General features: G+C 41.7%; 26 protein-coding genes. 23 read left to right on the top strand and 3 right to left on the bottom strand.

Going from position 1 to position 26482, the window contains the following annotated elements; all coding sequences use genetic code 11:
• Positions 1-46 precede the first annotated feature (46 nt).
• A complete protein-coding gene (locus EKM82_RS04280; RefSeq protein WP_125767080.1) occupies positions 47-403 on the bottom strand; it encodes a YtxH domain-containing protein in 357 nt (118 codons plus the stop codon).
• Positions 404-406: 3 nt separating this feature from the next.
• Positions 407-838 carry an HIT family protein gene (locus EKM82_RS04275; protein ID WP_125767079.1) on the bottom strand — a complete coding sequence of 144 codons (432 nt, stop codon included), beginning with the start codon at positions 836-838 and terminating at the stop codon, positions 407-409.
• 203 nt (positions 839-1041) lie between these two features.
• Between EKM82_RS04275 and EKM82_RS04270 the strand changes: the two genes are divergently transcribed.
• The 3 genes from EKM82_RS04270 to trmB are packed head-to-tail and all read left to right on the top strand — an operon-like array spanning position 1042 to position 3670.
• Positions 1042-1776, top strand: a complete 735-nt coding sequence (locus EKM82_RS04270; RefSeq protein ID WP_125767078.1) for an ABC transporter ATP-binding protein — start codon at positions 1042-1044, stop codon at positions 1774-1776.
• Positions 1769-3007: an ABC transporter permease gene (locus EKM82_RS04265; RefSeq protein WP_164508098.1), complete on the top strand. Its 1239-nt coding sequence runs from the start codon at positions 1769-1771 to the stop codon at positions 3005-3007. The genes EKM82_RS04270 and EKM82_RS04265 overlap by 8 nt, the downstream gene beginning before the upstream one ends.
• A 3-nt stretch (positions 3008-3010) precedes the next feature.
• Complete coding sequence (trmB, locus tag EKM82_RS04260) at positions 3011-3670, top strand: tRNA (guanosine(46)-N7)-methyltransferase TrmB (RefSeq protein WP_125767076.1); 660 nt, start codon at positions 3011-3013, stop codon at positions 3668-3670.
• A 23-nt stretch (positions 3671-3693) separates the two neighbouring features.
• Here trmB and EKM82_RS04255 read toward each other — a convergent pair whose 3' ends face one another.
• Entirely contained in the window at positions 3694-4038 is a 345-nt protein-coding gene (locus EKM82_RS04255; RefSeq protein WP_125767075.1) for a peptidase, read from the bottom strand.
• 1125 nt (positions 4039-5163) lie between these two features.
• Between EKM82_RS04255 and EKM82_RS04250 the strand changes: the two genes are divergently transcribed.
• From EKM82_RS04250 to EKM82_RS04155, 20 genes are all read left to right on the top strand, one after another.
• On the top strand, positions 5164-5517 hold the full coding sequence (locus EKM82_RS04250) for a nuclear transport factor 2 family protein (protein ID WP_164508097.1): 354 nt from the start codon (positions 5164-5166) through the stop codon (positions 5515-5517).
• 88 nt (positions 5518-5605) lie between these two features.
• Positions 5606-5935, top strand: coding sequence for a thioredoxin family protein (locus tag EKM82_RS04245; protein ID WP_125767073.1), 330 nt, complete (start codon positions 5606-5608; stop codon positions 5933-5935).
• Between the two features lie 257 nt (positions 5936-6192).
• Positions 6193-6819, top strand: a complete 627-nt coding sequence (ytpR, locus tag EKM82_RS04240; protein WP_125767072.1) for a YtpR family tRNA-binding protein — start codon at positions 6193-6195, stop codon at positions 6817-6819.
• Positions 6820-6873: 54 nt separating this feature from the next.
• On the top strand, positions 6874-8184 hold the full coding sequence (gene murC / locus EKM82_RS04235) for a UDP-N-acetylmuramate--L-alanine ligase (RefSeq protein ID WP_125767071.1): 1311 nt from the start codon (positions 6874-6876) through the stop codon (positions 8182-8184).
• A 117-nt stretch (positions 8185-8301) separates the two neighbouring features.
• On the top strand, positions 8302-10986 hold the full coding sequence (polA, locus tag EKM82_RS04230) for a DNA polymerase I (RefSeq protein WP_125767070.1): 2685 nt from the start codon (positions 8302-8304) through the stop codon (positions 10984-10986).
• An 18-nt stretch (positions 10987-11004) separates the two neighbouring features.
• Positions 11005-11886 carry a DNA-formamidopyrimidine glycosylase gene (mutM, locus tag EKM82_RS04225; protein ID WP_125767069.1) on the top strand — a complete coding sequence of 294 codons (882 nt, stop codon included), beginning with the start codon at positions 11005-11007 and terminating at the stop codon, positions 11884-11886.
• On the top strand, positions 11846-12535 hold the full coding sequence (gene coaE / locus EKM82_RS04220) for a dephospho-CoA kinase (RefSeq protein WP_125767068.1): 690 nt from the start codon (positions 11846-11848) through the stop codon (positions 12533-12535). Before mutM ends, coaE begins: the two co-directional genes overlap by 41 nt.
• A 206-nt stretch (positions 12536-12741) precedes the next feature.
• A complete protein-coding gene (gene nrdR, locus EKM82_RS04215) occupies positions 12742-13239 on the top strand; it encodes a transcriptional regulator NrdR (protein ID WP_125767067.1) in 498 nt (165 codons plus the stop codon).
• Entirely contained in the window at positions 13211-14647 is a 1437-nt protein-coding gene (locus EKM82_RS04210) for a DnaD domain protein (protein ID WP_125767066.1), read from the top strand. The genes nrdR and EKM82_RS04210 overlap by 29 nt, the downstream gene beginning before the upstream one ends.
• Entirely contained in the window at positions 14640-15572 is a 933-nt protein-coding gene (dnaI, locus tag EKM82_RS04205) for a primosomal protein DnaI (protein WP_164508096.1), read from the top strand. The genes EKM82_RS04210 and dnaI overlap by 8 nt, the downstream gene beginning before the upstream one ends.
• A gap of 1029 nt (positions 15573-16601) precedes the next feature.
• Positions 16602-18584 (top strand): threonine--tRNA ligase, encoded by a 1983-nt coding sequence (thrS, locus tag EKM82_RS04200; RefSeq protein WP_125767064.1) that lies wholly within the window; start codon positions 16602-16604, stop codon positions 18582-18584.
• A 199-nt stretch (positions 18585-18783) separates the two neighbouring features.
• Positions 18784-19299 carry a translation initiation factor IF-3 gene (gene infC / locus EKM82_RS04195; RefSeq protein WP_125767063.1) on the top strand — a complete coding sequence of 172 codons (516 nt, stop codon included), beginning with the start codon at positions 18784-18786 and terminating at the stop codon, positions 19297-19299.
• A 42-nt stretch (positions 19300-19341) separates the two neighbouring features.
• A complete protein-coding gene (gene rpmI / locus EKM82_RS04190; RefSeq protein ID WP_125647945.1) occupies positions 19342-19542 on the top strand; it encodes a 50S ribosomal protein L35 in 201 nt (66 codons plus the stop codon).
• Positions 19543-19610: 68 nt separating this feature from the next.
• Positions 19611-19970 carry a 50S ribosomal protein L20 gene (rplT, locus tag EKM82_RS04185; protein ID WP_125767062.1) on the top strand — a complete coding sequence of 120 codons (360 nt, stop codon included), beginning with the start codon at positions 19611-19613 and terminating at the stop codon, positions 19968-19970.
• Between the two features lie 127 nt (positions 19971-20097).
• A complete protein-coding gene (locus tag EKM82_RS04180; protein WP_125767061.1) occupies positions 20098-20559 on the top strand; it encodes a GNAT family N-acetyltransferase in 462 nt (153 codons plus the stop codon).
• Between the two features lie 14 nt (positions 20560-20573).
• Positions 20574-21707 carry a glycerate kinase family protein gene (locus EKM82_RS04175; protein ID WP_125767060.1) on the top strand — a complete coding sequence of 378 codons (1134 nt, stop codon included), beginning with the start codon at positions 20574-20576 and terminating at the stop codon, positions 21705-21707.
• A gap of 107 nt (positions 21708-21814) precedes the next feature.
• A complete protein-coding gene (locus tag EKM82_RS04170) occupies positions 21815-22684 on the top strand; it encodes a glycosyltransferase (RefSeq protein WP_125767059.1) in 870 nt (289 codons plus the stop codon).
• Positions 22685-22954: 270 nt separating this feature from the next.
• Positions 22955-23818, top strand: a complete 864-nt coding sequence (locus tag EKM82_RS04165; protein WP_125767058.1) for a PRD domain-containing protein — start codon at positions 22955-22957, stop codon at positions 23816-23818.
• On the top strand, positions 23815-25845 hold the full coding sequence (gene nagE, locus EKM82_RS04160) for an N-acetylglucosamine-specific PTS transporter subunit IIBC (RefSeq protein ID WP_125767057.1): 2031 nt from the start codon (positions 23815-23817) through the stop codon (positions 25843-25845). Before EKM82_RS04165 ends, nagE begins: the two co-directional genes overlap by 4 nt.
• Before the next feature lie 245 nt (positions 25846-26090).
• On the top strand, positions 26091-26429 hold the full coding sequence (locus EKM82_RS04155; RefSeq protein ID WP_125767056.1) for a hypothetical protein: 339 nt from the start codon (positions 26091-26093) through the stop codon (positions 26427-26429).
• Positions 26430-26482 lie beyond the last annotated feature (53 nt).

Below are 26482 nucleotides of genomic sequence, written 5' to 3'. Positions count from 1 at the left end.
AATAAAAAATTCGCAACTGTCATAGAAAATTCATATATTGATTGGTTTATTCTTGCAAGTCATCAGTTGGTTGCAGATCGTTAAGTTTATCTTGCAGTTTGGTGGCATCTTCAGTTAATTGCTCGACACGTGGTTGCATTTGGAATTGGTAATCTTCAATGTCTTTCTGTAAAGCCGCAATTGTTGGAGCAGCCGTACCCTTAAATTCCTTCTGTAAGCTGCCTAGGGCATTTTTGAAGTGCTGGACACTTTGAGTCAGGTTCTTAGTTGAAGTGGTCAAATCGTCGAAATATTGACGAATATGGTGTTGCCGTTGCAAGCCTGTCTTTTTGGTCGTTAACAAGATATAAGCAGTTCCAGCAATTGCCCCACTAATTAGTCCCTTGCGAAAAGAATGTTTCATTGTTTAGGCCTCCTTCAGTTGTGCTTTGATTTGATCGGCGATTTTAGCGAGTTTTTCTGGGGTGTATTGGTCGGTATTATTAGCCCATTTCATTGAAAAACCATCATTAGTTGTATAACGCGGCACAAAATGAATATGAGAATGAAAAACAGATTGATAAGCTAATTCGCCGTTATTGTTACAAATGTTTAACCCTTTAGCCTCAGGGAAGGCTGCTTTAATGGCCCGGGCGATTTGGGGAACATGTTGAAAGACCCGGGTAGCTAAATCAGTATCATAAGCATAAATATCTGGCACATGTTTCTTCGGCACCAACAGAGTGTGGCCTGGTGTCACTTGAGAAATATCGAGAAATGCTAACACATCCTCGTCTTCATAGACTTTAACACTAGGAATTTCACCACGAATAATTTTACAGAAAACACAATCATCCATTTGTTTCACCTTCAATTAATTTATCGATACTCATTACTAGCTCTTTCATGCTATCATATTAATGATTAACACGACTAGTTATTCAAGTTCCATTATGACACGAAAACCTAATTGGATGCTAGCCAACTGCAATGTTTATTTAGAAATTGCACAGAGATGCTGCGATTCTTGAAATTGCGGCACCGAAGAAGGGAACGATTAGCATGTTAACGGTAGAACATCTTAGTGGTGGCTATCAGCACTTACAGATTTTAAAGGATGTTAGTTTTACAGTGAACGATGGCGAAGTTGTTGGGTTGATTGGTTTAAATGGTGCTGGGAAATCAACCACGATCAAACATATTTTGGGACTACTGCAAGCAACTTCAGGCACAGTCAAAATTAATGACGTCAGTTTACAATCCGATTTACAGGCCTATCGCCAACAAATTGCCTTTGTGCCGGAAACACCGATTTTGTATCCGGAATTAACTTTACGTGAGCATTTGGAAATGACGATCATGGCTTATCAATTAGATTCAGCAGCCACTTGGTCAGTTGCTGAGAAATTGTTGAAGCTGTTTCGCCTGGATCAAATGTTGGATTGGTTTCCAACGCATTTTTCTAAGGGGATGCAACAGAAGGTAATGATCGTGAATGCTTTTATGACGCCAGCCAATCTCTTAATTATTGACGAACCATTTACAGGCCTCGATCCTTTGGCTGTTCATAATTTACTGGATTTAATTGCCACTAAAAAGGCGGCTGGTAAGTCAGTGCTGATGACGACTCATATTCTCGCCACTGCTAAAGCGCAGGCCGACCGTTTTATTTTGCTTAATCAAGGAACCATTCGCGCTGCGGGAACGGTTTCTGAATTAGCAGCCGAATTTAAGGTTGCTCCGAATCAGTTGGATGATATTTATTTACAGATGGCAAAGGAGAATGGTGATGTTTGATTTTCAAACTTTGTGGTCCCACCGTTTAAAGCAACACCTGCGCCAGCAAAATAAATATTTACGTTACGTCTTTAATGATCATTTGATTTTAGCAGTGGTCTTCGTTGTTGGCGCCTTGGCCTTCTGGTACAGCAATGCACTGCAGCAAATTACGCAGCCGCTGTGGTGGGCCGGGCCAGTGGTCATCATTATTTTAGCGCTGGTGCTACTAATCGGTCGCTTGGCAATTTTACTGGTCAAGGCTGATCAGATTTTCCTATTACCACGAGAAGCCCAACTAGGTCGCTATTTAAAACAGGCCCAACATTATAGTTTGGCTTTACCAACTTTTGTGATGATTTTTGCGGGCCTAGTTTTGACACCGTTTGTCTTGCGAGCGACCAGTCTTGCCGGCTGGAGTTGGCTGAGCATTGTTTTATCATTATTTGTTTATAAAGACTTGGATTTAAGCTTAATGGCCAATCAGCTCTTGCGTCAGCCAGCTGACCACAAAATGAACTTTAATCGTCGCTGGTTGGTGTTGGCTGCCGTGCTTAGCTGGATTCTGGGCTTTTATGTGTTTGGTGGCCTGGCCTTGATCGTGGCAGTGCTGGCCAATGTTGCTTGGTGTTGGACGCAAAAGACGGTTTTTCAAACGACTCAGCTTAATTGGCGCTTGGCAATTGAGCAGGAATCAAGTCGACAATTTCGGTTGCTCCGCTTTTACAATCTATTTGTTGATGTGCCTGAAGTTGGTGGCCACGTCGTTAGCAACAAATTGATTAATGTTTGTCTGAACTGGTGGCGTCAGCGCCAGCCAGGAACTTTTAGTTATCTTTATCAAAGTGCTTTTTTACGGCGGACTGATTATTTAAATATTTGGTTGCGCTTTTTAGTGATTGGCATGGTGTTGCTAGCCTTGATTCAACAGCCGATCGTGGTCGTTATTTTATTTCTTTTATTCATTTATTTAGCCGGTTATCAACTGATTCCCTTGTTTCACCATTTTGATCACAATCCAATGACCCAACTTTATCCGACGACCAGCAGTGAGCGGCAACACGATTTTGAACGGATGCTACAACCATTATTATTCATACAATGGCTAGGCTATAGCATCGTCGTTGCATTAAACGGCCAACAATTAGGTTGGTGGTTAGTGCTTGGTTTGATTGGCGGCGGGCTGGTCATGATTATTTTATTCTTACGACTTTATTTACCAGGTCGTTTAACCAAGAAAAAAAGGAGTTAATTTATGCGTTTACGAAATAAACCATGGGTGCCTGATTTAATTGCGGCTAACCCAGCGTTAATTGTCACAGCTGACAGCCAACAAGATTTAGCCGGCAAGTGGGGCGCACGTTTTGCCAACCCTGATTTGCCCATTCAATTGGAAATTGGTTCTGGCAAGGGCCAATTCATTATTGGCATGGCCCAGAAATACCCAGAGTTGAACTTCATTGGGATGGAGTTGCAGTCTTCAGCAATCGGTATGATTTTACAAAAGCAAATCGAGTTACAATTACCCAATTTGCAATTGTTCTTAGGTGATGGGGCCGATTTAACTGAATTTTTCGCCCCAGAAGAAGTGGCCAATGTCTACCTTAATTTCTCTGATCCTTGGCCAAAAACGAAGCATGCAAAAAGACGATTGACTTATGCAAGTTTCCTTGCTCAGTATCAAATCGTCTTAGCGAAAAATGGCCAATTAAAATTAAAAACGGATAATAGCGGCTTATTTGAATATTCAATTATGAGTCTCAATCAAGCTGGTTGGCTGTTTGACTTTATCTCAGTTGATTTGCATCACACTGAACGCCAGGCCGAGAATGTTGAGACCGAATACGAACAAAAATTTGCGGCGCGCGGTCAAGTTATTTATGCCCTTGATGCCATGCCACCAATTAAAAAATAATTCTTTTTAAGAAGCGGGAACAACTAATCTAGTTGACCAGCTTCTTTTTTTAAATCTAATAATTCGCGTGTCCGCGCGTCAAACATGAACTGATATTGGGCCAGTCCATCTTGTTCTTCGCGAGTAATGCCACCGAAGTAAACTTGATGACGCTGATTATGCCAAACGGTTGTCCGTGGTCGTGATTCAATCCAAGCACCAGCAATTGGGCCTTCTTTGAGGAATAGACTCTTGATCTCAGCTAATAAGCTATCGGGCAATTCACGAGCTTGTAAGTTCCAAGCAACGGCGCCAACTAAGCCAGCCATCACACCATTAGCAAAGCCATAGAGTGTATACTTGAGTAACTTTTTTTCGTCTTCTGTCATTATGAACCCCTTCTTCATGACGATAATTAGGTACTATGTCACTAGAATACCCTGTTTCTGCAAGTGGGGCAAGTCCTGACGCTCACTTTAAATAAAATTCAGGATGTTGATTTAGGACTAGTTCAAAATCGTCGAAACATGGCGGAGGCGGTAAAACAGAGTTGGTTCTGACTGCATTCCGGGCTTGCTGGTTGCGGAACGTTGTCGACATCGATTTGAACTAATAAAGTTCAAACCCCTTAGAACTTGATGATAGTGTGAAACAGAACTGAGTTTGACTGCATTGCGGGCTGCTTGGCGTGGAACGCGGCCGACATTGATTTGAGCTTATTGCTACGCAACAATCTCAAATACAAGTCTTGTTCTAAGTGGCAGAGCCACTAAGAACAATTTGGCGGCTGACGCCAAGATCCCTCCATTCCGTCTGGAGTTGATGCGGTTCACTTCACCATTGTTAGTGTTTAAGGCAATTGCAGCGGGACAGCTTAATTCAATTTGAATTGCGGTGAGAACTGAACAGGAAATCAAAATCTTGTTTGAGATTTCTCTGGTTTTATCCAAAAAAATTGTCAAACGGTTCTATTAGCTAATCTCAATTTGCTTTTCCAAATAGTGGTAATCAATTCTGTTAGTTTCATCTGGTGGTTGTTGGGCGATTGTCATCTGACTTTACGAATCTCGCCTTGAAATCTAATAAAGGTAAAGTGGACTAGCCTAACTCAAAACGTAGTGGAGGCCGCCGGGTTGTCAGTCGCCAAATTCTTCTTGATGGCGTAGAAGAAGACCTGTACTGAAGACTTTCTTAGAAAGGCTTCAATCAGCGTCGGCAACGTTCCACAACCCGGCGGCCGCAACGAAGTTGTCCACAATTCTGCCTAAAACCAACAATAGATTTATAGATCCAAATCATGGCCACGGCAGTCCACACTCTTAAAAATCGCCCGGCAACCATCGATCTATTCAAAGGAAAACTTGGCACTTTTTAAAACAAGTCTTTTGTAATTTAGCGATGAAACAGTATAATAAAAAACGATCGTCACCGCGCTAGAACGAAAATTCTAGTCCGCGATGAGTAGGCGATGAAAAGTAATGCGAATGAATAACAACGAATTAGGGAGTGATTTGATGGAAACATTGACTGAATATTTTACGTTATCAGATTCTGCCTGTGATAATGGCGACAGTTTGAAAAAATTATTAACTTTATTTGCTGACGAGGCGGTAGTGACCGACAATCGGGGCTATGTTTATCGTGGTCGCGCCCAAGTTGACCAATTTTTTAATAACTTCTTTACTGAAAATGTTAAATTGAAACATATTTTTGAAGTGCACAAACAAGAAAATCGGGTGGAAGTCAACTGGGGTGTCGTTGGTCAGAAAGAAAATAGTCAAAAGATTTTTGCGTTGACCGGCACGGATTTGGCAATGTTAAATGATCAAGGCAAAATTATTAACTTACGAGTGACGACTGATCATTAAAACTGCTTAAAAAACGAATCATTTTTGATTGACACTTACTAAAAGATAGCTTATTCTTAAAGTGTACTAATTGATGGAGGTTTAAATCATGAAAACTTTAAATGAATTACCAGCTAAAGATTTAAAGTCAATTACAGCTAAGGGCAAGACCATGTTATTCTTCACGGCCACTTGGTGCGGTGATTGCCGTTTCATTAAGCCAAGTATGCCAGCAATTGATGCTGAATATCCTGATTTGAATTTCGTTGAAGTTGACCGCGATCAATTCATGGATTTAGCACAAGAGTTAGGTATTATGGGAATTCCAAGTTTTGTTGCTTATGAAGATGGTCAAGAAGTTGGCCGTTTCGTTAGTGCTGATCGGAAAACCCGCGCCGAAATTGAAAATTTCATTAATAATTTAGCTTTTACTAACTAAGACTTTAAAAACAATTAAATCTAGCTTACAATAATAAGCGTGCAACCAAGGTCAGTTAACTCCGCTAGCAAAGTGACGGAATTGCTGGTTTTGTGTGCGACACGCTTTTTTTGTACAAATAAAATTAAAAAATCGAGTTGTGCTCAAGAATATTTCGGGGCAACTTTCTGAAAATAGACGACATTTAAGTTAAGATTAAAGACCCTGATTGGGCACACTTAGAAAATAAAATAAACTAATGATGGGAAGTTATTCGATTGCTGATTTCAAGCTATAATAAAGACGCTTTAGGCGATGTATTGATTGTCACAACAGGTCAGGCCACGGCAAGCGAACAAGCTGTTACTCAAGCCGGTGATGTGGTCGCAATTTTCCGTCAAGATAATCAAGAATTAGTAGGTGTGAACTTATTCCATGCCCAAGATAATTTGACTGATTTAACTGGTGATGGCCAAGTATTTTTAAATGAAAATCAAATTGATGAATTTAATGGCTTGTTGCAAAAAGCTGGGGTTAATTCCCAACTTGTGGCTGATTTAAAGCCGAAATTCGTTGTTGGTCAAGTATTGACCTTAAAGGAACATCCTAATTCTGATCATTTGCACATTGCCCAAGTTGATGTTGGTGCGGATGAGCCACTACAAATTGTTTGTGGTGCGCCTAATATTGGCGAACATCAAAAAGTTGTGGTCGCTTTAGTCGGTGCGATGATGCCTGATGGCAAGATCATCTGGCCAGGTGAGTTACGTGGTGTGAAGAGTTTGGGCATGATTTGTAGTGCTCGGGAATTAGGCTTAAAAAATGCGCCAGCTAAGCGGGGTATTTTAGTTTTGGATCACAATAGTGAAGTTGGTTCCGCGTTTGATTTTAATTACGCACTTTAATTCGTAATGATTTAATGAGTTTTACAAGACTGAACAAGTAATGAGGACGAAAATATGACAACTAAGAAATATTTTTTTATTGGGATTAAGGGTTCTGGAATGAGTGCTTTGGCTTTAGTCGTGCATGACTTAGGCTACCAAGTTGCTGGTTCTGATATTGATCAATATACTTTCACGCAAAAAGGCTTAGAGGCGGCTGGAATTCCAATTTACGCCTTTGATCCAGAGAACATTCAACCAGATTGGATTTATATCGCTGGGAATGCCTTTACTGATGATCATCCAGAAATTAAAGCTGCTCATGAGCGTGGCTACGAAGTGATTCGCTACCATGATTTCTTAGGTCAGTTAATGCAAGACTACACCAGTATTGGCGTAGCCGGGACTCATGGTAAGACTAGTACCACTGGTTTATTGGCCCATGTTTTAAGTGGCGTTGCCAAGACAGCTTACCTAATTGGTGATGGGACTGGCAAAGGCGAAGCTGATGCCAAGTTCTTTGTTTTTGAAGCTGATGAATATCGTCGTCACTTCATTGCTTATCATCCTGATTATGTCATTATGACTAATGTTGATTTTGATCATCCTGATTACTATCACGACTTAGAAGATGTGTTCAGTGCCTTTGAACAAGAAGCTAAACAAACGAAGAAGGGCATCTTTGCTTGGGGCGACGATCCTAATTTGCGCCGCCTGCAAACTGACACCCCAATTTATTACTATGGTTTGAAAGATAGCGATGATTTCCAGGCCGTCAATGTGCAACGGACTGATACTGGTTCATCCTTTGATGTCTTGCATCATGGCGAAGAGTTAGGTCATTTTGTGATCCATTTATTTGGTGAACACAATATTTTAAATAGTTTGGCAGTCATTGGGGTCAGCTACCTTGAAGGCTTGTCAATGACTGAAGTTGCGGCTGAACTCTTAACCTTTAAGGGCGTTAAGCGGCGTTTCAGCGAACAAAAATTTGGCGATTTAACCGTGATTGACGATTACGCTCATCATCCTTCAGAAATTAAGGCGACGATTGACGCTGCTCGACAAAAATATCCAGATCAAGAATTAGTAGTGGTTTTCCAACCTCATACTTATACGCGGACGAAAGCGTTAATGCCACAATTTGCCACTGCATTAGATCGTGCTGACCAAGTTTATTTAACGAATATCTTTGGCTCAGTTCGGGAACATCAGGGCAGTGTTTCAAGTGCCGATTTAGGTGCAGAAATCAAGCATGGTGGCGAAGTATTGACCTTGGATGAAATGAACGTCTTAACTAAATATCAAAAAGCAGTCATTATTTTCATGGGTGCTGGTGATATTCAGAAATATGAAAAAGCTTTTGAAGATTTACTGAATAAATAATTGATTGAATAATGGCGAACCTAAGATGAATAATCAAAAGTGGCAAGCCATTATTCTTGTTTTAACAACAAATTTTTCTGATATATGGTAGTTAATCAACTTTTATTGGAGGTTTATATGGCAGCGGATGCAGATGCAAAGCAAAATAAGTTACTTTTATTAGACGGCAATAGCTTGGCCTTCCGAGCTTTTTTCGCCTTACACAATTCTTTAGACCGTTTTACTAACAGTGAAGGCCTGCACACCAATGCACTCTACACTTTTAGCAATATGTTAGAGACGATTCTGGCGGCAGAACACCCAACTCATATGTTGGTGGCTTTTGATGCCGGCAAAACGACATTTCGGACCAAGATGTTCGATGACTATAAAGGCAATCGTTCCAAAACACCCACTGAATTGTCTGAACAATTACCATACTTTGGCAATTATTTAGACGCCTTGGGCATTGCTCATTATCAATTGGTAGATTATGAGGCTGATGACATTATTGGTACCTTGGCTGCTGAAGCTCAAGGTCAAATGCCGGTGACGATTATTACTGGTGATCGTGATTTAACTCAGTTAACCACGGCTAACACCACTGTTAAGGTGACAGTTAAAGGCGTTAACGAATTAGAGACTTACACGCCGGCTCATGTTCAAGAAAAGCTGGGAATCACGCCAAAACAAATCATTGATATGAAGGGCTTAATGGGTGATACATCGGATAATTATCCTGGGGTCACTAAAGTTGGCGAGAAGACAGCCCTGAAGTTAGTCAAGGAATATGGCAGTATTGAAGGCCTTTACGAGCACGTGGCTGACATGAAAAAAAGCAAGTTAAAAGAAAACTTGGAAAATGATCATGAGCAGGCCTTATTGTCGAAAAAACTAGCGACAATTAATACCGCAGCGCCATTAGCGATTGGTTTGGCTGATCTTAAGCGGCAACCTGAAGATCAAGAAAAGTTAATTGCTTTTTACGAAGAAATGGACTTTAAGTCTAAATTATCAAAATTACAAATCAGTAAATCAACTTTACAAGCTAGTACAGCCACCCAGCCAGCAATCAATGCTGAAGAATTAACGGCTGATAAATTACCAGCAATTTTTGCGAAGCAGCAACCACTGGCTTTGGAAATTGATATTTTAGGCGATAATTATCATGTGGAAATGCCGATTGGTTTTGCCATTGGTGCCGAGGATAACTGGTACTATAGTCAAGATTTAAGTTTATTAACCACCCCTGAGTTTAAAGCCTGGTTGGCTGATCAGCAGCAAGAAAAGTATGTCTTTGATAGTAAAAAGACTGAGGTGCTATTGACGCGTTTAGGCGTGCCGATTGCGGGAATGAGTTTTGATTTACTATTGGTTTCTTACTTGTTAAATACTTTTGATAACAGCAACGATTTAGGCGTCTTGGCCCACTTGCATGGTTATCAAGATGTTCAAACTGATTTGGAAGTTTATGGTAAGGGCACTAAACGGGCAGTACCAATGGATGCTGAAATTTTAGGGACGCATTTGGCTCGGAAGGCACAAGCAATTTATAAATTGCGGGCGCCATTACTACAACAACTTAAAGACAATGATCAAGATCAGCTTTACGATGAAATTGAAGCACCCTTGGCTTTAGTGCTGGCGCAAATGGAATTAAATGGGATTACCGTTGATAGTCAACGTCTACAAGCCATGCGGTTAGATTTCGAAAAGCGACTGACTGATATTCAGGCGTTGATTTATGAAGACGCTGGTCATGAATTCAATATTAATTCGCCGAAGCAGTTAGGGACGGTGTTATTTGACGAGCTTAAGTTACCAGTGATCAAGAAGAACAAAACTGGTTATTCGACCTCCGTTGAAGTGCTGGAACAATTACAAGGCGACAATCCGATTATTGATCGAATTTTGACTTATCGGCAAATTTCAAAGTTACAATCAACGTACATCACGGGCTTACTAAAGGTGATTCATCCCGACCATAAAGTGCATACCCGTTATTTACAAACGTTAACGCAAACTGGTCGCTTATCATCAGTTGATCCTAATTTGCAAAATATTCCCGTTCGCTTGCCAGAAGGGCGCAAAATTCGTCAGGCCTTTGTGCCCAGTCATCCTGGTTGGGAAATCTTCTCTAGCGACTATTCTCAAGTAGAATTGCGGGTCTTGGCTCATGTTTCTGGGGATGCTAATATGCAGGCGGCTTTCAGAAATAAAATTGATATTCATGCGAATACCGCGATGAAGATTTTCCACTTAGATGATCCTAGTGAAGTTACTCCAGATATGCGGCGGCAAGCAAAGGCGACTAATTTCGGAATTGTTTATGGGATTAGTGATTATGGCTTAGCGCGAAATATTGGTATTTCTAGAACCCAAGCCGCTAATTTTATTGCTGCTTATTTCGAACAGTATCCTGATGTGGAGAAATACGTCAAAGATATTGTGGAGGTCGCTCGTAAACAAGGTTACGTGGAAACCATTATGCATCGCCGTCGTTATTTACCAGATATTCATGCTAAGAATTTCAATTTACGGTCTTTTGCTGAACGGACAGCCATGAATACACCGATTCAAGGTAGTGCCGCCGATATTATTAAAGTCGCCATGATTAACATGCAGCAACGCTTGGCAGCGGAGCAGTTACAGGCTAAAATGTTATTGCAGGTTCATGATGAGTTGATTTTCGAAGCACCAGCTGAAGAAATTCCAATTTTGGAAAAATTAGTGCCAAGTGTAATGGATTCAGCCGTCAAATTAGATGTGCCCTTAGTTGTGGATAGTGCTCATGGCACAACTTGGTATGATGCGAAAGGTTAAAAAAGGAGGAGACTAACTGTGCCAGAATTACCAGAAGTAGAAACAGTTCGCCGTTCCTTGATTCCTTTAATCGCTGGCAAAAAAATCGCGAAAGTGGCGCTTTATTATCCCAAAATTGTTAATGGCGATAGTAAATTATTCCAAGCTATTTTAGCCGGCCGAACTTTTGCAACCATTGATCGTCGTGGTAAATATTTACTGTTCCGCTTTGATGAAAACTTGACGATGATCAGTCATTTGCGCATGGAAGGCAAATATTATCTCGAACCCAACACCGTGCCGCATAATAAACATGTGCACGTGGTGTTTGAGTTAACTGATGGCACTAGTTTGCAGTACCAAGATGTGCGTAAATTCGGGCGGATGCAGCTCGTTGATACGGGCACTGAGGCTCAAGTTTCCGGGATTAAACTTTTGGGCCCCGAACCATTAAGTCCAGATTTTACCGTGGCTGCATTCTATCAGGGTCTACAACGGCATCATAAAGCAATCAAGCCCGTACTGCTGGATCAAAAAGTAGTGACTGGTTTGGGCAATATTTATGTGGATGAAGTGCTTTGGTTGAGCAAAATTAATCCGTTGACGCCCGCCAATCAAATAACCATGGCTCAGGCGACAACACTGCATCAGCAAATTATTGCTGAATTGACTAAAGCGGTGGCTGCTGGCGGCACGACGATTCGGAGTTATGTTGATGCTAGTGGTCATACGGGTCATTTTCAATTTGATCTGCATGTTTATGGCGAAGAGGGTAAACCTTGCTCACGTTGTCAAACCACGATTGTTAAAATTAAAGTTGGTGGTCGTGGGACTCATTTTTGCCCTCATTGCCAGCCGCTACCAGCGGGGATGTCCTTAAATGAAGCTGGTAATGCGGTTGCAGGTGATACTCATGCTTAACGCCCCAATCCTCGGCCTAACTGGTGGCATTGCCTCGGGGAAATCGGCAGTGGCGAAGCTCTTTGTCCAAAAGGGTGCCAGCTTAATTGATGCTGATCAAATTGCCCATCAGTTAATGGCACCCGGTGAGTTAGGTGCGCAACAAATCAAGCAGGTTTTTGGTGCTGGATATTTTGACGACAACGGGCAATTGAATCGAGCTAAGCTGGGAGCATTGGTCTTTAATGATCCGGCGGCTTTGCAGCAGCTAAATGATTTAACGCAAACCCTGATTCGTCAGCGCATCGTTCAAGAACTTGACCGGGCCCGGCAACAAGATTATCCGTTAATCGTTGCTGAAATTCCGTTATTATTTGAACAGCATTACCAGGATTTGTGTGACGCGATTTTAGTGGTGACCATTGACCAGGAGTTACAGGTGACGCGTTTACAACAGCGTAATCAATTATCAACGGCGGCTGCTGAACAACGCATCGCGGCCCAGGTCATGCCAGAGGTACGTTTAGCTGGCGCCGACTTTATCCTAGATGGTTCTCATGATTTACCTGCTTTGGCGGCACAGTTTACCAAACTGTGGCAATCGGCTTCTTTTCGGAAGTTTCTGCAACGGCCAGTGCGGACAAATTTAAATGAGCTAAAAAATAATTAATAAAATAATTTCAAAAAACAAGTTGCCGATTTTTTTTAAGGCAACTTATTTTTTAGGTGTTAAATTGGCCAAGTGCATTGGGGCAGCTGCTCCTCAAAGTGCGGGATTCCTCAGCCACCGCTCTTGTTGTTAGTCCTAAATTTAGGTTATAATATAACCAATTAACAGTAATTTTTTGCAGAAATCTAGGAGACTGAGGTAGTAGTATGCAATGTCCGCGTTGTCATCATAATTCATTAAAAGTTGTTGATAGTCGACCAGCTGATGAGGGGCGGGCAATTCGCCGGCGTCGTGAATGCGAGAATTGTGGTTATCGTTTTACCACATTTGAGCGAATTGAACAGACACCATTATTAGTGATTAAGAAAAACGGTACCCGTGAAGAATTTAATCGCGAAAAAATTATGCGTGGTTTAGTGCGTGCTGCTGAAAAGCGGCCGATTACTATGGATCAAATGACGACCGTCGTTGATAGCGTCGAACATGATATTCGGCAAAATGGCGAAAATGAAATTAAATCGAACGACATTGGCGAATTGGTCATGAAATATTTGGCGAAGCTTGATGATGTCGCCTATATTCGTTTTGCCAGTGTTTATCGACAATTTAAAGATATGAATGTGTTTATGCAAGAGGTGCAAGAGCTGATTGCAAAGGAGAAGAAGTCTTACCAAGATGAAAGTAAACGAGAACAAGACCATTAGTTCAAATTTAGACCCACAATTGGGTTATTTTTTGGCGCGGGCTAGTATTTGGACTGACCAAGATCAAGTTGTCCTGACCAAACTTTATCAGCCGTTGTTAAGCACAGCTGCTTACACCATGTATTTAACGCTTTGGTCGGAAGTTAATGATCAGCAATTGGTTTCGCAGCGTCAGCATCATTTTCAGTTATTTGATTTGCTTGACCTTGATGCGGGGATGTTTCTGACGGCCCGCCGCCAATTAGAAGCGTTAGGTTTGGTGCGCACGTATCAGAAGCAGGATCAACTCGGCACTTATTTAATTTATCAATTATTTACGCCCTTAGCGCCAGAGAAATTCTTCCAAGAAGAACTACTGGCGACTTTTTTATTAGAACAAGTATCACGTCCACGGTTTATGGCTTTGCGGGCCTTCTTTGCATTGCCAAAGGTTGATTTAACAGCAACGCAAGAACTTACCGCCGGTTTCTTAGATGTTTTCCATGTGGCCAGTACCAGTTTGCTGGTGCCGCCCACTGAGGTCCAGCAAAGCGCCCATTATTTTAAAAATGATCAGCAAAAGCGGGCGATTGGCGAAATTAGTCCCGCCGAGCTAGCCAGTTTCGATTGGGAAACATTGATTGCCCTAGTTGGCCGGCAACAAATTGAGCCAACGGAAATTAACCAGCATCAAAGTGAAATTTATGGCTTGAAAGCTTTTTATGATTTTACGTTGACTGATATTGCTCGTTTAATTGCGCGGAGCATTGATCGACAAACGAATAAAATTAACTTCAATTTATTGGAGCAAAAGGCACTGGCTGCTTATCAACAATTGCATCCTAGCGCCAGTGAACACCAGACTAATTCAGTGACAACAACCGCTCCAACTAACGCTCAAACCACTGGGACAACCAAGCAACGACTGGCGCCAGCAGAGCAACAGTTAATTGAACAAGCTCAGAAAATGCTGCCGTTGGACTTTTTGCGTTGGGAAAAAGATCGGGTGCATTCTTATGTTGGTGAACAGGAAATTCGCAACTTAAAGAAATTACAGCAACGGGGTGTGTTTGAGAACGCCACCTTAAATATGCTGATTCATACGATCTTGCAAGATAGTACGACGCTGACTGTGGCTTTATTGGATAAGGTTGCCCAAGATTGGTTGAAACATGGTGTTAACAGTCCGACAGCGGCCTTGGCTTATTTACAAGCACAACAAAATAAGCCGCAACGACAATATAATCGGCGCGGCAAAACCACCGCTAATCAGACGAAAGGCCCAGTGCCAAGTTGGCTGAATAATAATGGGGAAGATAAGAAAAAAAATCATCAGGCCGCAGCGTCGTCAGTCACGGCCAACGATATTCGTCAAAAATTGGCTCGCTTAGAAAAAACACGTCAGGAAAGAGATGGTCGCAATGCATAATATCAATGAATACTTAAAGAAGTATTTGGCTGATCGTGGATTAAACGATAATTATCGCCAACTGATGGCCGCAGCTTTGCAGGACAGCGATGTGCGCTCGTTTCTGGCAGCTAATCAGGACAAGATTGACCGAGCAAGTGTTGAAAAGTCAGCGGCGGCTATTTATGAATTTTATCAAACGAAGCAAGGTTTAAATCCAAACCAGCCCTTGCTGAAAGCTGGATATGAACCCTATTTGCGCGTTGCTAATGGCGGTATCGAGGTGGCTTATCAGTTGAATCAAACTGGGGTGGCCTTAGCGAAAACCAGAAGCGAAAAAAATAAAATCACGGTGTTGAATTTACCCGATAATTTAAAAAATATTACCTTTGCTGATTATCGCGACATTGATGGCCGTAATGAGGCTTATGGTGCCACGATTGATTTGTTGGCCCAATATCTTGCTAAGCAGCCTAATCAATATGTTCGCGGCCTGTATTTAAGTGGACCTTTTGGCATTGGCAAAACTTATTTAATGGGTGCCTTGGCTAACGAGTTGGCCAAAAATAATGTTGCGAGTACCTTGGTTCATTTTCCCACCTTCGCAGTGCAAATGAAGCAAGCAATTAATGAACACAAAGTTTGGGATCGGTTACAGAAAATTGAAAAAACACCAGTCTTGATCTTGGACGATATTGGTGCCGACGCGCTAAGTCCGTGGGTGCGTGATGAAGTGTTAGGTGTGATTCTGCAGTATCGGATGCAGGAGCAATTAACGACTTGCTTTACCTCTAATTTTAATTTGGCGGAATTAGAACAATATTTAAGTGAAACTAGTCAGGGTACCGAAGTGGTGAAATCACAACGAATTATGGAACGAGTTCGTTTCTTAGCCCAAGAATATGAAATGACTGGCCCAAATATTCGCCAAGAAGCTTTTAAATAACTGAAGTTGGAGTTGTCTAAAACATGTTTCAGGCAGAATAGCGGACAACTCCGTTGCGGCCGCCGGAGTGTGGAACGCTGCCGACACTGATTTGAGCTTATTGCTACGCAACAATCTCAAATACAGGTCTTCTTCTAACCGCTAAAGCGGCAAGAAGAATTTGGCGGCTGACACTCCGGCGGCTTCCACTACGTTTTGAGTTAGGTCGGTCTACTTTATGTTTGGTCGATACCAAGGCAGTACTAGTAAAGCTAGACGCCAATCGCCCAGCAACCACCTGTGGAAACTTACAGAACTGATTACCACTATTTAGAAAAACAGATTGGTATAAACTAATAGGTCTGTTTGACAAGATTTCTGGAATTAAACCAGACAGAATCTGTCGGGCAGACTTTTTCGATACTATCATTGTAATTGGGAAAACAATTTAAGATAGAGTTAATCTGACTCACTACAATTGCCTTAACCACTAACCAAGATAAAGTGAACCACCTCAACTCCAGACGACGTGGAGGGATCTTGGCGTCAGCCGCCAAATTGTTCTTAGTGGCTGGGCCGCTTAGAACAAGGCTTGTATTTGAGATTGTTGCGGAGCAATAAGCTCAAATCAACGCCGGCCGCGTTCCACGCCAAGCAGCCCGGAACAGAGTCAGACGCTATTCTGTTTTAGACACTGTATCAGGTTCTTGGTTTTGAATTGTTTTGTAATTTGGCTGATGATCACTCAGTTATTTTCATAAATTTTCTCACAATACTTGTATCTTTTTCATTTTTATGTTTTAATAACGCATGAAGATACCACAAATAATCAGTGAGCTGTTAAGAGAGAAAAGATCCTAGTCTGCAAGTCTTTTCCGGTTTCAGTATTTGCGACCACTTCGAATGAACTTGGGTGATTCCAATAATGATCATTTTGAGCGGAGATAAGTGCACTTATCTCAATTCGGGTGGAACCGCGTTAAATAACGTCCCCAATAATCTTAACGGATTATTGGGGATTTTTTTGTGGCAGTTCAAGGAGGAAGAATTATGGCAAAGATTTCATTAACATTTCCCGATCAAAGTCAACACGAATTTGATGCTGGGGTAACCACTTTAGCTGTTGCGAAAAGTATTGCTAGTAGCTTAGCTAAAAAAGCTGTTGCTGGTAATTTAAACGGCACCTTGGTTGATTTGGACCAACCTTTGAACCAAGATGGCGATTTACAAATTATTACCAACACTGATCCTGAAGGTGTGTTAGTTTTACGGGATACGGCAGCATTTGTTTTAGGCGCGGCTTTGAAACAATTACATCCTGATTTACATTTTGGCGAACACAAGGCTGATGACGATGGTTTCTATTTAGATACTGATCGTGCTGACGGCCAAGTTGCTGTTAGCGAATTGCCTGACATTAAGAAAGCTATGCAAAAAATTATTTCAGCTAATCAACCAGTTGAGCGTAAAGTTGTTGATAAAGCTGATTTGTTAAAAAAATTTGCTGACGATCCTTACCAAACATTGTTATTAAATGCCATGGATGCTGTTCAAGTTCACGTTTATCAATTAGGTGATTATACAAGCTTCGGCAGCCGAGCTTTATTGAAGAGCTTAGCACCACTAAAGCATGTTGAATTATTATCGGTCGCTGGTGCTTACTGGCAAGGTAAATCAAGTAATCCAATGTTACAACGGATTTATGGAACGGCTTTCTTCAAGGCTGATGAATTAGATGCTGATTTGAAACGTCGGGCTGAAATCAAAGAACGTGATCACCGGACAATCGGTCGTGATTTGGACATTTTCTTCGTTGATCCTGAAGTTGGTGCTGGCTTACCATATTGGATGCCAAATGGTGCGACGATTCGTCGAGTCATCGAACGTTATATCATCGACAAGGAAGTCGCTGATGGTTACGAACATGTTTACACACCAGTTTTAGCTAACTTGAATTTATACAAGACTTCTGGTCACTGGGCTCATTATCGTGAAGATATGTTCCCACCAATGGATATGGGCGATGGCGAGTTCTTGGAATTACGGCCAATGAACTGCCCATCACATATTCAAATTTACAACCACCACAACCGCTCATATCGGGAATTACCAGTGCGGATCGCCGAATTAGGCATGATGCATCGTTATGAAAAATCTGGTGCCTTATCAGGTTTGCAACGGGTTCGGGAAATGACTTTGAATGATGGTCATACTTTCTTAGCACCAGAACAAATCCAAAGCGAATTCAAACGAGTATTGCGTTTGATGATGGATGTTTATGATGATTTCAATATTACTGACTATACTTTCCGCTTGAGTTATCGTGACCCTGCTAATACTGAGAAGTATTTCGATGATGACGAAATGTGGAACAAGTCCCAAGCTATGTTGAAGGGTGCCATGGATGATCTTGGCCTTGACTACTATGAAGCAGAAGGTGAAGCAGCCTTCTACGGTCCTAAGTTGGATGTCCAAACGAAGACGGCTTTAGGTAATGACGAAACTATGTCAACCATTCAATTAGACTTCATGATGCCAGAGAAGTTCCAATTAACTTATGTTGGTGCTGATGGTAAGGATCATCGTCCGGTCATGATGCATCGTGGCATTGTTGGTACGATGGAACGATTCATTGCTTACTTAATGGAAATTTACAAAGGTGCATTCCCAACTTGGTTGGCACCAGTGCAAGTTGAAATTATTCCAGTTAACCTTGATTTGCATACTGAATATGCCCAAGAGTTACAAAAGCAATTAGCTAGCCAAGGTATTCGAGTTAAAGTTGATTTACGTAATGAAAAGATGGGCTACAAGATTCGTGAAGCTCAGACCCAAAAAGTGCCATACACGTTAGTTGTTGGTGATGAAGAATTACGTGATCAAACTGTTTCAGTTCGTCGTTATGGTGAGAAAGATGCCAATGACGAAGCAATTAAGATGTTCACTGACATGATCTTAGACGATATCCACAATTACAGTCGGACTGGTTCTGAGAAAGTTAACAGTAACGTCGAAACAAAACTTGACAAGTAAATCGTCAGTCGGTATACTAGTAAAGTTGAATTAAGCAGAAGTTCCCGCTTCTCACCCATGTTTTCAGACCTCTGGGTATAAAACGTTTTGTTTGCCGAAAGAATTTTAATTTCGCTGCGGGTGCTTTTGCATCCCGCAGCTTTTTTGCGTGGGTCTGGCGAGAAATACTCGTCGACAATTTATTTGGAGGTGACTTCCCATAGCAAAAGATTTATTTATTAATGATAGCATTCGAGCCCGTGAAGTTCGTTTAATCGCTGGCGATGGTGAGCAGTTAGGTGTGAAATCAAGAATTGATGCCTTAAAGTTGGCTGAACAATCCAACATGGATCTCGTCTTAGTTTCACCAAATGCCAAACCACCAGTTGCCAAGATTATGGACTACGGCAAGTATCGCTTCGAACTGCAGAAGAAAGATCGTGAAGCACGTAAGAAGCAGAAGATTGTTAACGTCAAAGAAGTACGCTTAAGCCCAGGTATTGGTGAGAACGACTTTAACACGAAGCTTAACAATGCTCGTAAGTTCTTAGGCAAAGGCGACAAAGTTAAAGTGTCAATTCGCTTTAAAGGTCGGGCAATCACCCATAAAGAAGTAGGACGTAAGGTTCTTGAGCAACTCGCTGAACAAACTGGCGATATTGCTAATGTTGAATCACATCCACGGATGGATGGGCGTAGCATGTTTCTCATGCTAGCACCAAAAGCGGACAAATAAGTCTTAATCGACATTTTTAAATTACTTTAGGAGGATATTATCATGCCAAAGCAAAAAACACATCGCGCTTCAGCAAAGCGTTTCAAAAAAACCGCTAGTGGTAAATTAAAGCGGGGTCATGCTTATACAAGTCACCGTTTCCACGGTAAGACTAAGAAACAACGGCGTCAATTAAGCAAGCCAGGTTTGGTTTCTAATAGTGATATGCGTCGAATCCGGCAAATGCTTTCTCAAGTTCGTTAATTCTTTAAAGCAGAGCCCAGTTCCCAGAATTTTTTAAGTGAAAGTTATTTCTCAAGGAGGAAATTAATATGCCACGTGTAAAAGGCGGTACAGTTACGCGCAAACGTCGTAAGAAAGTTTTAAAATTAGCAAAAGGATATCGCGGTGCTAAGCATTTACTCTTCAAATCAGCAAATACTCAGGTCATGGTTTCTTATCGCTATGCTTTCCGCGATCGTCGTCAAGTTAAGCGCGAATTCCGGAAGTTATGGATTGCCCGGATCAATGCGGCAGCTCGTATGAACGACATCAACTACAGTCAATTAATGCACGGTTTGAAATTATCTAACGTAGATATCAACCGTAAGATGTTAGCTGATCTTGCTTATACAGATGCTGATGCATTTAAAGCAATTGCTGACCAAGCAAAAGCTGCTTTGGCTAAGTAATTTAGAACAGTCAATTAATCACACAGTTCAAATTGAACTGTGTTTTTTTGTGGCTTAAAATAAGGTTAACCGTCTTGGTTTTTGTCAAATTGGATTGGTGAAGAAATTTTGAAGGAGCAAACGCAGCATGAACTTTCAATTACGAGAATATCGCAGCACTGATTTAACTGAGCTTACTCAATTATTTTATCAGACGGTTCATCAAGTAAATTGTCGTGATTATTCAGTTGATCAGCTGAATGCTTGGGCCGATGGGCAATTGGATTTGCCCGCTTGGAATGCATCTTTTTTGGATCATGAAACAATTGTGGCAGTTAATTTAACCGGGCAGTTAGTTGGTTTTGGTGATCTGGCCGCGACAGGTTATTTGGATCGTTTGTATGTTCATGCCGCCTATCAGCATCAAGGGATTGCCACAACAATTTGTGATCGGCTGGAGCATGATTATTCCGGGCCGGCAATCACGACCGCTGCCTCAATCACGGCGCGGCCTTTCTTTCAGCAACGTGGTTATCAGATTCAGCGCCAACAACAAGTCATTCGCCATGGTGTGGCGCTAACTAATTTTGTCATGGTGAAATATTTTTAATGGGAGGGTTCGTCATGAAAGTTGTTGCCGCAATAGATTCATTTAAGGGCAGTGCCACGTCGGCGGAGTTAAACCAGGCCTTTTTTCAGCAAATAAGTTCGCCTGAATTGTCGTTGATCTCAGTGCCAATTGCCGATGGTGGTGAAGGCACTATGGCCGCCATCAAAGCGGCTCGTGGTGGCCATTATCAAAAGGTGACCACCATTGATTTGCTAGGGCGCCCGCTGACCACTGAGTATTTAGTGACCAAGATTGCTGGTGTCACAACGGCGGTGATTGAGTCAGCCAAAATTATCGGTTTGGACTTGATTGTACCCAGTGCAACGACGATTCAGCAGGCCTCAAGTTATGGCTTGGGGTTAGTTTTACGCCAAGTGATTACCAGTGGTTGTCAGCAAATTTATCTCTCATTAGGTGGTAGTGGCACTTCTGATGGTGGCCTAGGTCTACTAGCTGGATTAGGTGCAAAAATAAACGGTCAGTCGCTAAATAAGGACAATCTCTTAAATGATTTTCGAGAACTTGATTTAACACCAATTCAGTCGTTGCTCCGTCAGGTGAAATTAACGGCTTTAGTTGATGTTGATAATCCTTATGCGGGGCCGAAAGGATTTGCACCTGTTTTTGGTCCGCAAAAAGGTGGCACCGCGACAATTCTACAATCGCAAAATCAGCAGGCAGCGCAAGTATTAACCGTCATTAAACAGCAATATCAGCTTGATTTAAATCAACTACCAGGTGCTGGGGCGGCTGGTGGTTTAGGTGGCGCCTTAGCCTTGATTGGCGCTAAGCTGGCACCAGGTTTTGCGACTATTAGTCAGTTAGTTCAGTTGCCGACGATTTGTCAGGATGCTGATTTAATAATTACGGGTGAGGGCCGGATTGATGGCCAAACTGATGGCGGCAAAGTGCCACTGGGCGTTGCTGAATTAGGCCAGCAATTAAAGATTCCAGTAGTAGCAATTTGTGGTAGCCGCGCTGAAAAAATTGGTCGTCTAGAAAAGCTAGTATTAGGTGTTTATTGCATCCAGTCAGGACCAGTTAGTTTAGCAACAGCGGTGGACCACCAGCAAACCTTAATGAACGTCAGTCAACTTGGCGTTAGTTTGTTGCAAACATTTTATAGAAAGTCTTTGCGAACCAGCTAATTGGTAGCTTGCGAGAAAAAACGCTAAACTGAAAGAAATTGCGGTATTGCTCACAATATGCCATAATTATTTTGTAACCGCTTTATTAATGACAAGGAGATGGGTCAATGCCTGAACTTTCAGTTTTGATCTCGGTATATAATCGCAATCAGTTATTGACGGAAACATTAATTTCATTATGCCAGCAAACACTGCCAAGGACTGAATTTGAAGTGATTATTGGTGATGATGGCTCCAGTAGTGATACTTTAGCAGTGGTGCGCCAATTTGAAAACCAACTTGAGCTTAAATATCTCTATCAGACAGATTTAGGTTTTCGAGCAGGCACTGTGCGCAACTTAAGTGCCCAAGTTGCTCGGGGCAAATATCTGGTGATTTTAGATGCTGGCATTGTTTTAAGTGAGGATGCCTTGCAACAGCATCTGACTCGCCAGCAAATGAGTACGAAACCAACCACTTTCTTGGGAAATATTTATGGCTTTGATCGCTTGAATGAGAATCGACCAGTTTTGGATTCATTACAGATTAGTGGTCACAACGTTAATCAAGCCATTCAAAAATTACAAACTTTGGCCATTTGTGACGCTCGCCGACCGATCTTTGAACGCTATGGCACGGATTTAACGACGTGGCGCGCACCGTGGCTGATTTTCTGGGTGGGCCATTCTTCATTACCCCGTCAAGAATTTTTGGATTTAGGTGGCTTTGATGAATCTTTCAATGGTTGGGGCTATGAAGATATTGATTTGGGTATTCGTTGGTTTAAGGCTGACTACGATATTCAGTTTGCCGGAGAAATTGGCAGCGTTCATTTGCCGCATGAGAAATTCAAGGAACAGCTGGCCGTCAATGAGCGAGTTCAATATAGTTGCCAGCGCAAGCAAAAATTGCTTGATAAGCATCAATTGGCGGAAATTCAAGATTGGTTGACCCTGGAGACGATTGAAATTGATCAACATCGAACGGACAAAAACTAGTGATTACCAAATAAGTTGAATTAGGAAATTTACAAGTGACGATTACTTTTTCCTAACTAAATGTGAGTTAGAACTTTTTTTCTAATTTTGGTTGCAAAAGTAATTTTTGTGTGCTAAATTTGGAAACGTTAACAATAATTATTTCATGTGACTAGATAATACTAGGCATGGAAAGACCACTAGAGTGTAAAACTCAAGTGGACTTTTCCATGCCTTTTTTGGTATTATATAGCAACGCAAATAACACATCTGCAGATGAGGGTTAACAACATGAAAATCAAAAAGGTTTTAAATCAAAATGCGGTTTTAGTGCTTGATGACGATCAGGAAAAAGTCGCAATTGGTAAGGGCATTGGTTTCAATAAGAAAAGAAATGATCGGATTTTTCGGCGTCAAATTGAGCGATTGTTCATTTTAGAGCCGGAAGGTCAGATCAAGCTGCAGGATTTACTGAATCAAATTGATGAGAAGTATCTTTTTGCAGCGGAGCATATTATTGACCATGCCGAAACGGTGTTAATGGAACATTTGAATGAGCACTTGTTGATTGCCTTAACGGATCATTTGGCTTTCTCAGCAAGTAACATTCAAAACGGAATTTTTATTCGGAATAAGCTTTTGCGTGAAATTGAAGTTCTTTATGATGAAGAATTTGCAATTGCACAATGGGCAGTGGATTATTTAAACAAGTCACTGGGTATTCCTTATAGTTATGACGAGGCCGGCTACATTGCCATTCACTTACATAGTGGACGCAATAATCAGTCAACTCGAAGTCGGAGTATCCGCGAGGTCACGATTGTTTCTGACGTGATTCATTTGATCGAGCAAGAATTGGATATTGATATTCACTCAGATGCCATGGCGCTGAATTACTCACGATTGGCCAATCATCTACGACAATTATTGCAACGTTATCATAACCAGCAGTATGCAGTGTTAGATGGCGAGATTGTTGATTTAGTGAAACAGAAATATCCAGAAAGTTATTTGATTGCGAAGAAAATTCGCGTGCTTTTAACGAAAAGTTATCAAATGTCCACCACCACAGAAGAGTTAGGCTATATTGCGATTCACATTGAACGCCTACGTATGGCCAAAGAAAGTATGAAAGCGGAGGAAGAAAAGAAATGAAAGCATACATGCAACGAATGGGACGGTCCTTAATGTTACCAGTGGCCGTATTACCTGCTGCATCATTACTAGTCGGGATTGCCAACTGGATCGTTGGGACAGCTGGGGCTAATTCACTGACCACATTCTTAATGAATGCTGGTTTAGCAATTTTAAATCACTTGGCACTATTGTTTGCCGTTGGTTTAGCTTTAGGAATGTCAAAAGATAAAGATGGCGCCGCAGCGTTATCTGGCTTAGTAGCTTACTTAGTACCAATGACCGTGTTGGCACCTGAGTCTGTTCAAGGATTGTTGGGCTTAAAGAAATTAACGGATGTTAACCCAGCTTTCAGTACCATGGGCAATAACGTTTTCGTCGGGATTGTTGCTGGTTTAATTGCTGCCGCAATGTACAATCGTTTCAGCCACGTACAATTGCCAATGGCGTTGTCTTTCTTTAGTGGTAAACGGTTAGTGCCAATCATGTCAGCGATTGCCATGCTAGTTGTTTCTGGCGCTTTGCTCTTCATCTGGCCTGGCGTGTACTCAGTCTTAGTTGGCTTTGGTAAAATGATTTCTAACTTAGGCTTCATCGGTGCCGGTCTTTATGGCTTCTTCAACCGATTATTGATTCCAACGGGCTTACATCACGCCCTGAACTCGGTATTCTGGTTTGACGTTGCTGGGATCAATGATATTGGTAACTTCTTAGCTGGCCAAAGCGCTATTGATAAAGGTCTAGCAATTGTTGGTAAAACCGGGATGTACCAAGCTGGTTTCTTCCCAATTATGATGTTTGGTTTACCAGCCGGTGCTTTAGCAATTTACCAAGCTGCTCGTCCTGAGAAGAAAAAGGTGACTGCTTCCCTGATGTTAGCTGGCGCCTTTGCTTCATTCTTTACTGGTGTTTCTGAACCACTTGAATTCTCATTCATGTTCGTGGCTTGGCCACTTTATGTGTTGCACGCAATCTTCACTGGTTTGTCCTTAGCCGTTAGTGCATTCTTCCACTGGACTTCTGGTTTTGCGTTTAGTGCTGGTTTCGTTGATTATGTGCTGTCACTTAAGAACCCCGTGGCGCATCAACCATTGATGTTATTAGTCCAAGGTTTGGCTTTTGCTGCGATTTACTACTTTGGTTTCCGCTTTGCGATTAAGAAATTTAACTTAATGACACCTGGCCGTGAAAAAGGCGAAGATGAAGCTTCTGAAAGTATCGATCCATTCACTAAAGGTAGCGACAAGTATGCTGTTTTAGCAGACGAAATTTACAATGCTTTAGGTGGCGCTGCTAATGTCACTTCAATCGATAACTGTACCACACGTTTACGTTTGCAAGTTGCTGATACGGGCACCGTTGATCAAGCTAAGATCAAAGCAACCGGCGTTCCTGGTGTTAAAGTCATTGACGGTAAGAACATTCAAGTCATCGTTGGGACCGATGTGCAATTCGTCGCTGACGAAATGACTAAACTTCACCAAGGTGGACCACGGCCAACTGCTGCAGCTAAAGAAGCTGCTACTGAAGCGCCTGCCGCAGAAGCAACCGCACCTGTCGCTGAAGCAACAACAGCAGAACCAGTTTCGAAGACGTCTGAACTTTACGCCGTTGCCACTGGTAAGTTGATTCCAATTACTGAAGTTGCTGATGATGTCTTCTCAACTAAGATGATGGGTGATGGCTTCGCGGTTATTCCTGAAAATGGTGAGATTTTTGCACCAATTGCTGGGACCATTAGCAGCATTTTCCCAACTAAGCATGCCCTGGGCATTAAAACTGCTTCTGGCTTAGAAGTCTTGTTGCACATGGGTCTGGATACGGTTAGCTTGAAGGGTGAACCATTTACAATCATGGTTAAAGAAGGTCAAGAAATTAACCGCGGTCAATTAATTGCCAACGTTGATTTAGACGCCATTAAAGCGGCCGGCTTGAAGACTGACATGATTGTTGCCGTAACGAATGGCGATCAAATGAAAGCTATTTCTGTTGAAGCTGGTCAAGAAGTTAAGGCTAATGCTGAAATCGGGACCGTTGAAAGTAAATAGTTCAAAATAATTTTAAGTAACGCTGAAGACCACGCTGACGATTTAAACAGTCAGGGTGGTTTTTTATGTGTGGTAATTATTTAGTTGATGAGCGGGCACTTTTTTAACTCACTGGATTAATTCACAATTTTCAACGTTAATGATTGCTATAAACAGGAATTGAGCTTTTATTTTAGTAAGTACTAGTAACTGTGCTCATAACCGATTAAAATGACGGTAGATCACAATAATGGAGTTGATGGGACATGAAAAAAGCAGTCTTAGTATTTAATAGTGAACCAATTTTAGGCAATTTAATGGCGTCGCAAATCAGATTTGATGGTAATGTCAAACGCTACTTGAAGGCCTTGCAAGCGGGAATCAGCCAGTTGAATTTACCGTGGCAGGTTTCATTGGACCAATCTTTTGGTGATGTGGCAACGTTATTAGCTGCAGATAACCAACTATTGATTTGCGCTCCCGGACTCGAAGAACAATTAGTCTACAAAGATACTGACCAAGATAAATTGCTGTTTCTAACAAGTTTAGAATTTCATGGCAATGATGTTCAGCGGGTGTTGGCAATGATGCAACGAATCTCTTGATCGGCCTTTAATTTTAAGCAAACCTCGCTTAAAATAGAGACTACGAGATAAAA

The sequence above is a fragment of the Lapidilactobacillus wuchangensis genome, from assembly GCF_003946645.1.
GTDB classification, from domain to species: Bacteria; Bacillota; Bacilli; order Lactobacillales; family Lactobacillaceae; genus Lapidilactobacillus; species Lapidilactobacillus wuchangensis.
The sequence above is the reverse complement of the archived record's forward strand: the minus strand, read 5'-3'. Positions and strand labels throughout refer to the sequence as shown.

Bases quoted from the DNA above. Each gene is read 5' to 3' on its own strand.
- EKM82_RS04155 (WP_125767056.1), top strand. From the start codon at position 26,091: ATGAAAAAAGCAGTCTTAGTATTTAATAGTGAACCAATTTTAGGCAAT.
- EKM82_RS04210 (WP_125767066.1), top strand. From the start codon at position 13,211: ATGAAAGTAAACGAGAACAAGACCATTAGTTCAAATTTAGACCCACAA.
- EKM82_RS04265 (WP_164508098.1), top strand. From the start codon at position 1,769: ATGTTTGATTTTCAAACTTTGTGGTCCCACCGTTTAAAGCAACACCTG.
- EKM82_RS04270 (WP_125767078.1), top strand. From the start codon at position 1,042: ATGTTAACGGTAGAACATCTTAGTGGTGGCTATCAGCACTTACAGATT.
- coaE (WP_125767068.1), top strand. From the start codon at position 11,846: ATGAAGCTGGTAATGCGGTTGCAGGTGATACTCATGCTTAACGCCCCA.
- rpmI (WP_125647945.1), top strand. From the start codon at position 19,342: ATGCCAAAGCAAAAAACACATCGCGCTTCAGCAAAGCGTTTCAAAAAA.
- murC (WP_125767071.1), top strand. From the start codon at position 6,874: ATGACAACTAAGAAATATTTTTTTATTGGGATTAAGGGTTCTGGAATG.
- EKM82_RS04180 (WP_125767061.1), top strand. From the start codon at position 20,098: ATGAACTTTCAATTACGAGAATATCGCAGCACTGATTTAACTGAGCTT.
- EKM82_RS04170 (WP_125767059.1), top strand. From the start codon at position 21,815: ATGCCTGAACTTTCAGTTTTGATCTCGGTATATAATCGCAATCAGTTA.
- nagE (WP_125767057.1), top strand. From the start codon at position 23,815: ATGAAAGCATACATGCAACGAATGGGACGGTCCTTAATGTTACCAGTG.
- nrdR (WP_125767067.1), top strand. From the start codon at position 12,742: ATGCAATGTCCGCGTTGTCATCATAATTCATTAAAAGTTGTTGATAGT.
- EKM82_RS04280 (WP_125767080.1), bottom strand. From the start codon at position 403: ATGAAACATTCTTTTCGCAAGGGACTAATTAGTGGGGCAATTGCTGGA.
- EKM82_RS04275 (WP_125767079.1), bottom strand. From the start codon at position 838: ATGGATGATTGTGTTTTCTGTAAAATTATTCGTGGTGAAATTCCTAGT.
- EKM82_RS04250 (WP_164508097.1), top strand. From the start codon at position 5,164: ATGGAAACATTGACTGAATATTTTACGTTATCAGATTCTGCCTGTGAT.
- trmB (WP_125767076.1), top strand. From the start codon at position 3,011: ATGCGTTTACGAAATAAACCATGGGTGCCTGATTTAATTGCGGCTAAC.
- EKM82_RS04245 (WP_125767073.1), top strand. From the start codon at position 5,606: ATGAAAACTTTAAATGAATTACCAGCTAAAGATTTAAAGTCAATTACA.
- EKM82_RS04255 (WP_125767075.1), bottom strand. From the start codon at position 4,038: ATGACAGAAGACGAAAAAAAGTTACTCAAGTATACACTCTATGGCTTT.
- thrS (WP_125767064.1), top strand. From the start codon at position 16,602: ATGGCAAAGATTTCATTAACATTTCCCGATCAAAGTCAACACGAATTT.
- rplT (WP_125767062.1), top strand. From the start codon at position 19,611: ATGCCACGTGTAAAAGGCGGTACAGTTACGCGCAAACGTCGTAAGAAA.
- polA (WP_125767070.1), top strand. From the start codon at position 8,302: ATGGCAGCGGATGCAGATGCAAAGCAAAATAAGTTACTTTTATTAGAC.
- dnaI (WP_164508096.1), top strand. From the start codon at position 14,640: ATGCATAATATCAATGAATACTTAAAGAAGTATTTGGCTGATCGTGGA.
- EKM82_RS04175 (WP_125767060.1), top strand. From the start codon at position 20,574: ATGAAAGTTGTTGCCGCAATAGATTCATTTAAGGGCAGTGCCACGTCG.
- EKM82_RS04165 (WP_125767058.1), top strand. From the start codon at position 22,955: ATGAAAATCAAAAAGGTTTTAAATCAAAATGCGGTTTTAGTGCTTGAT.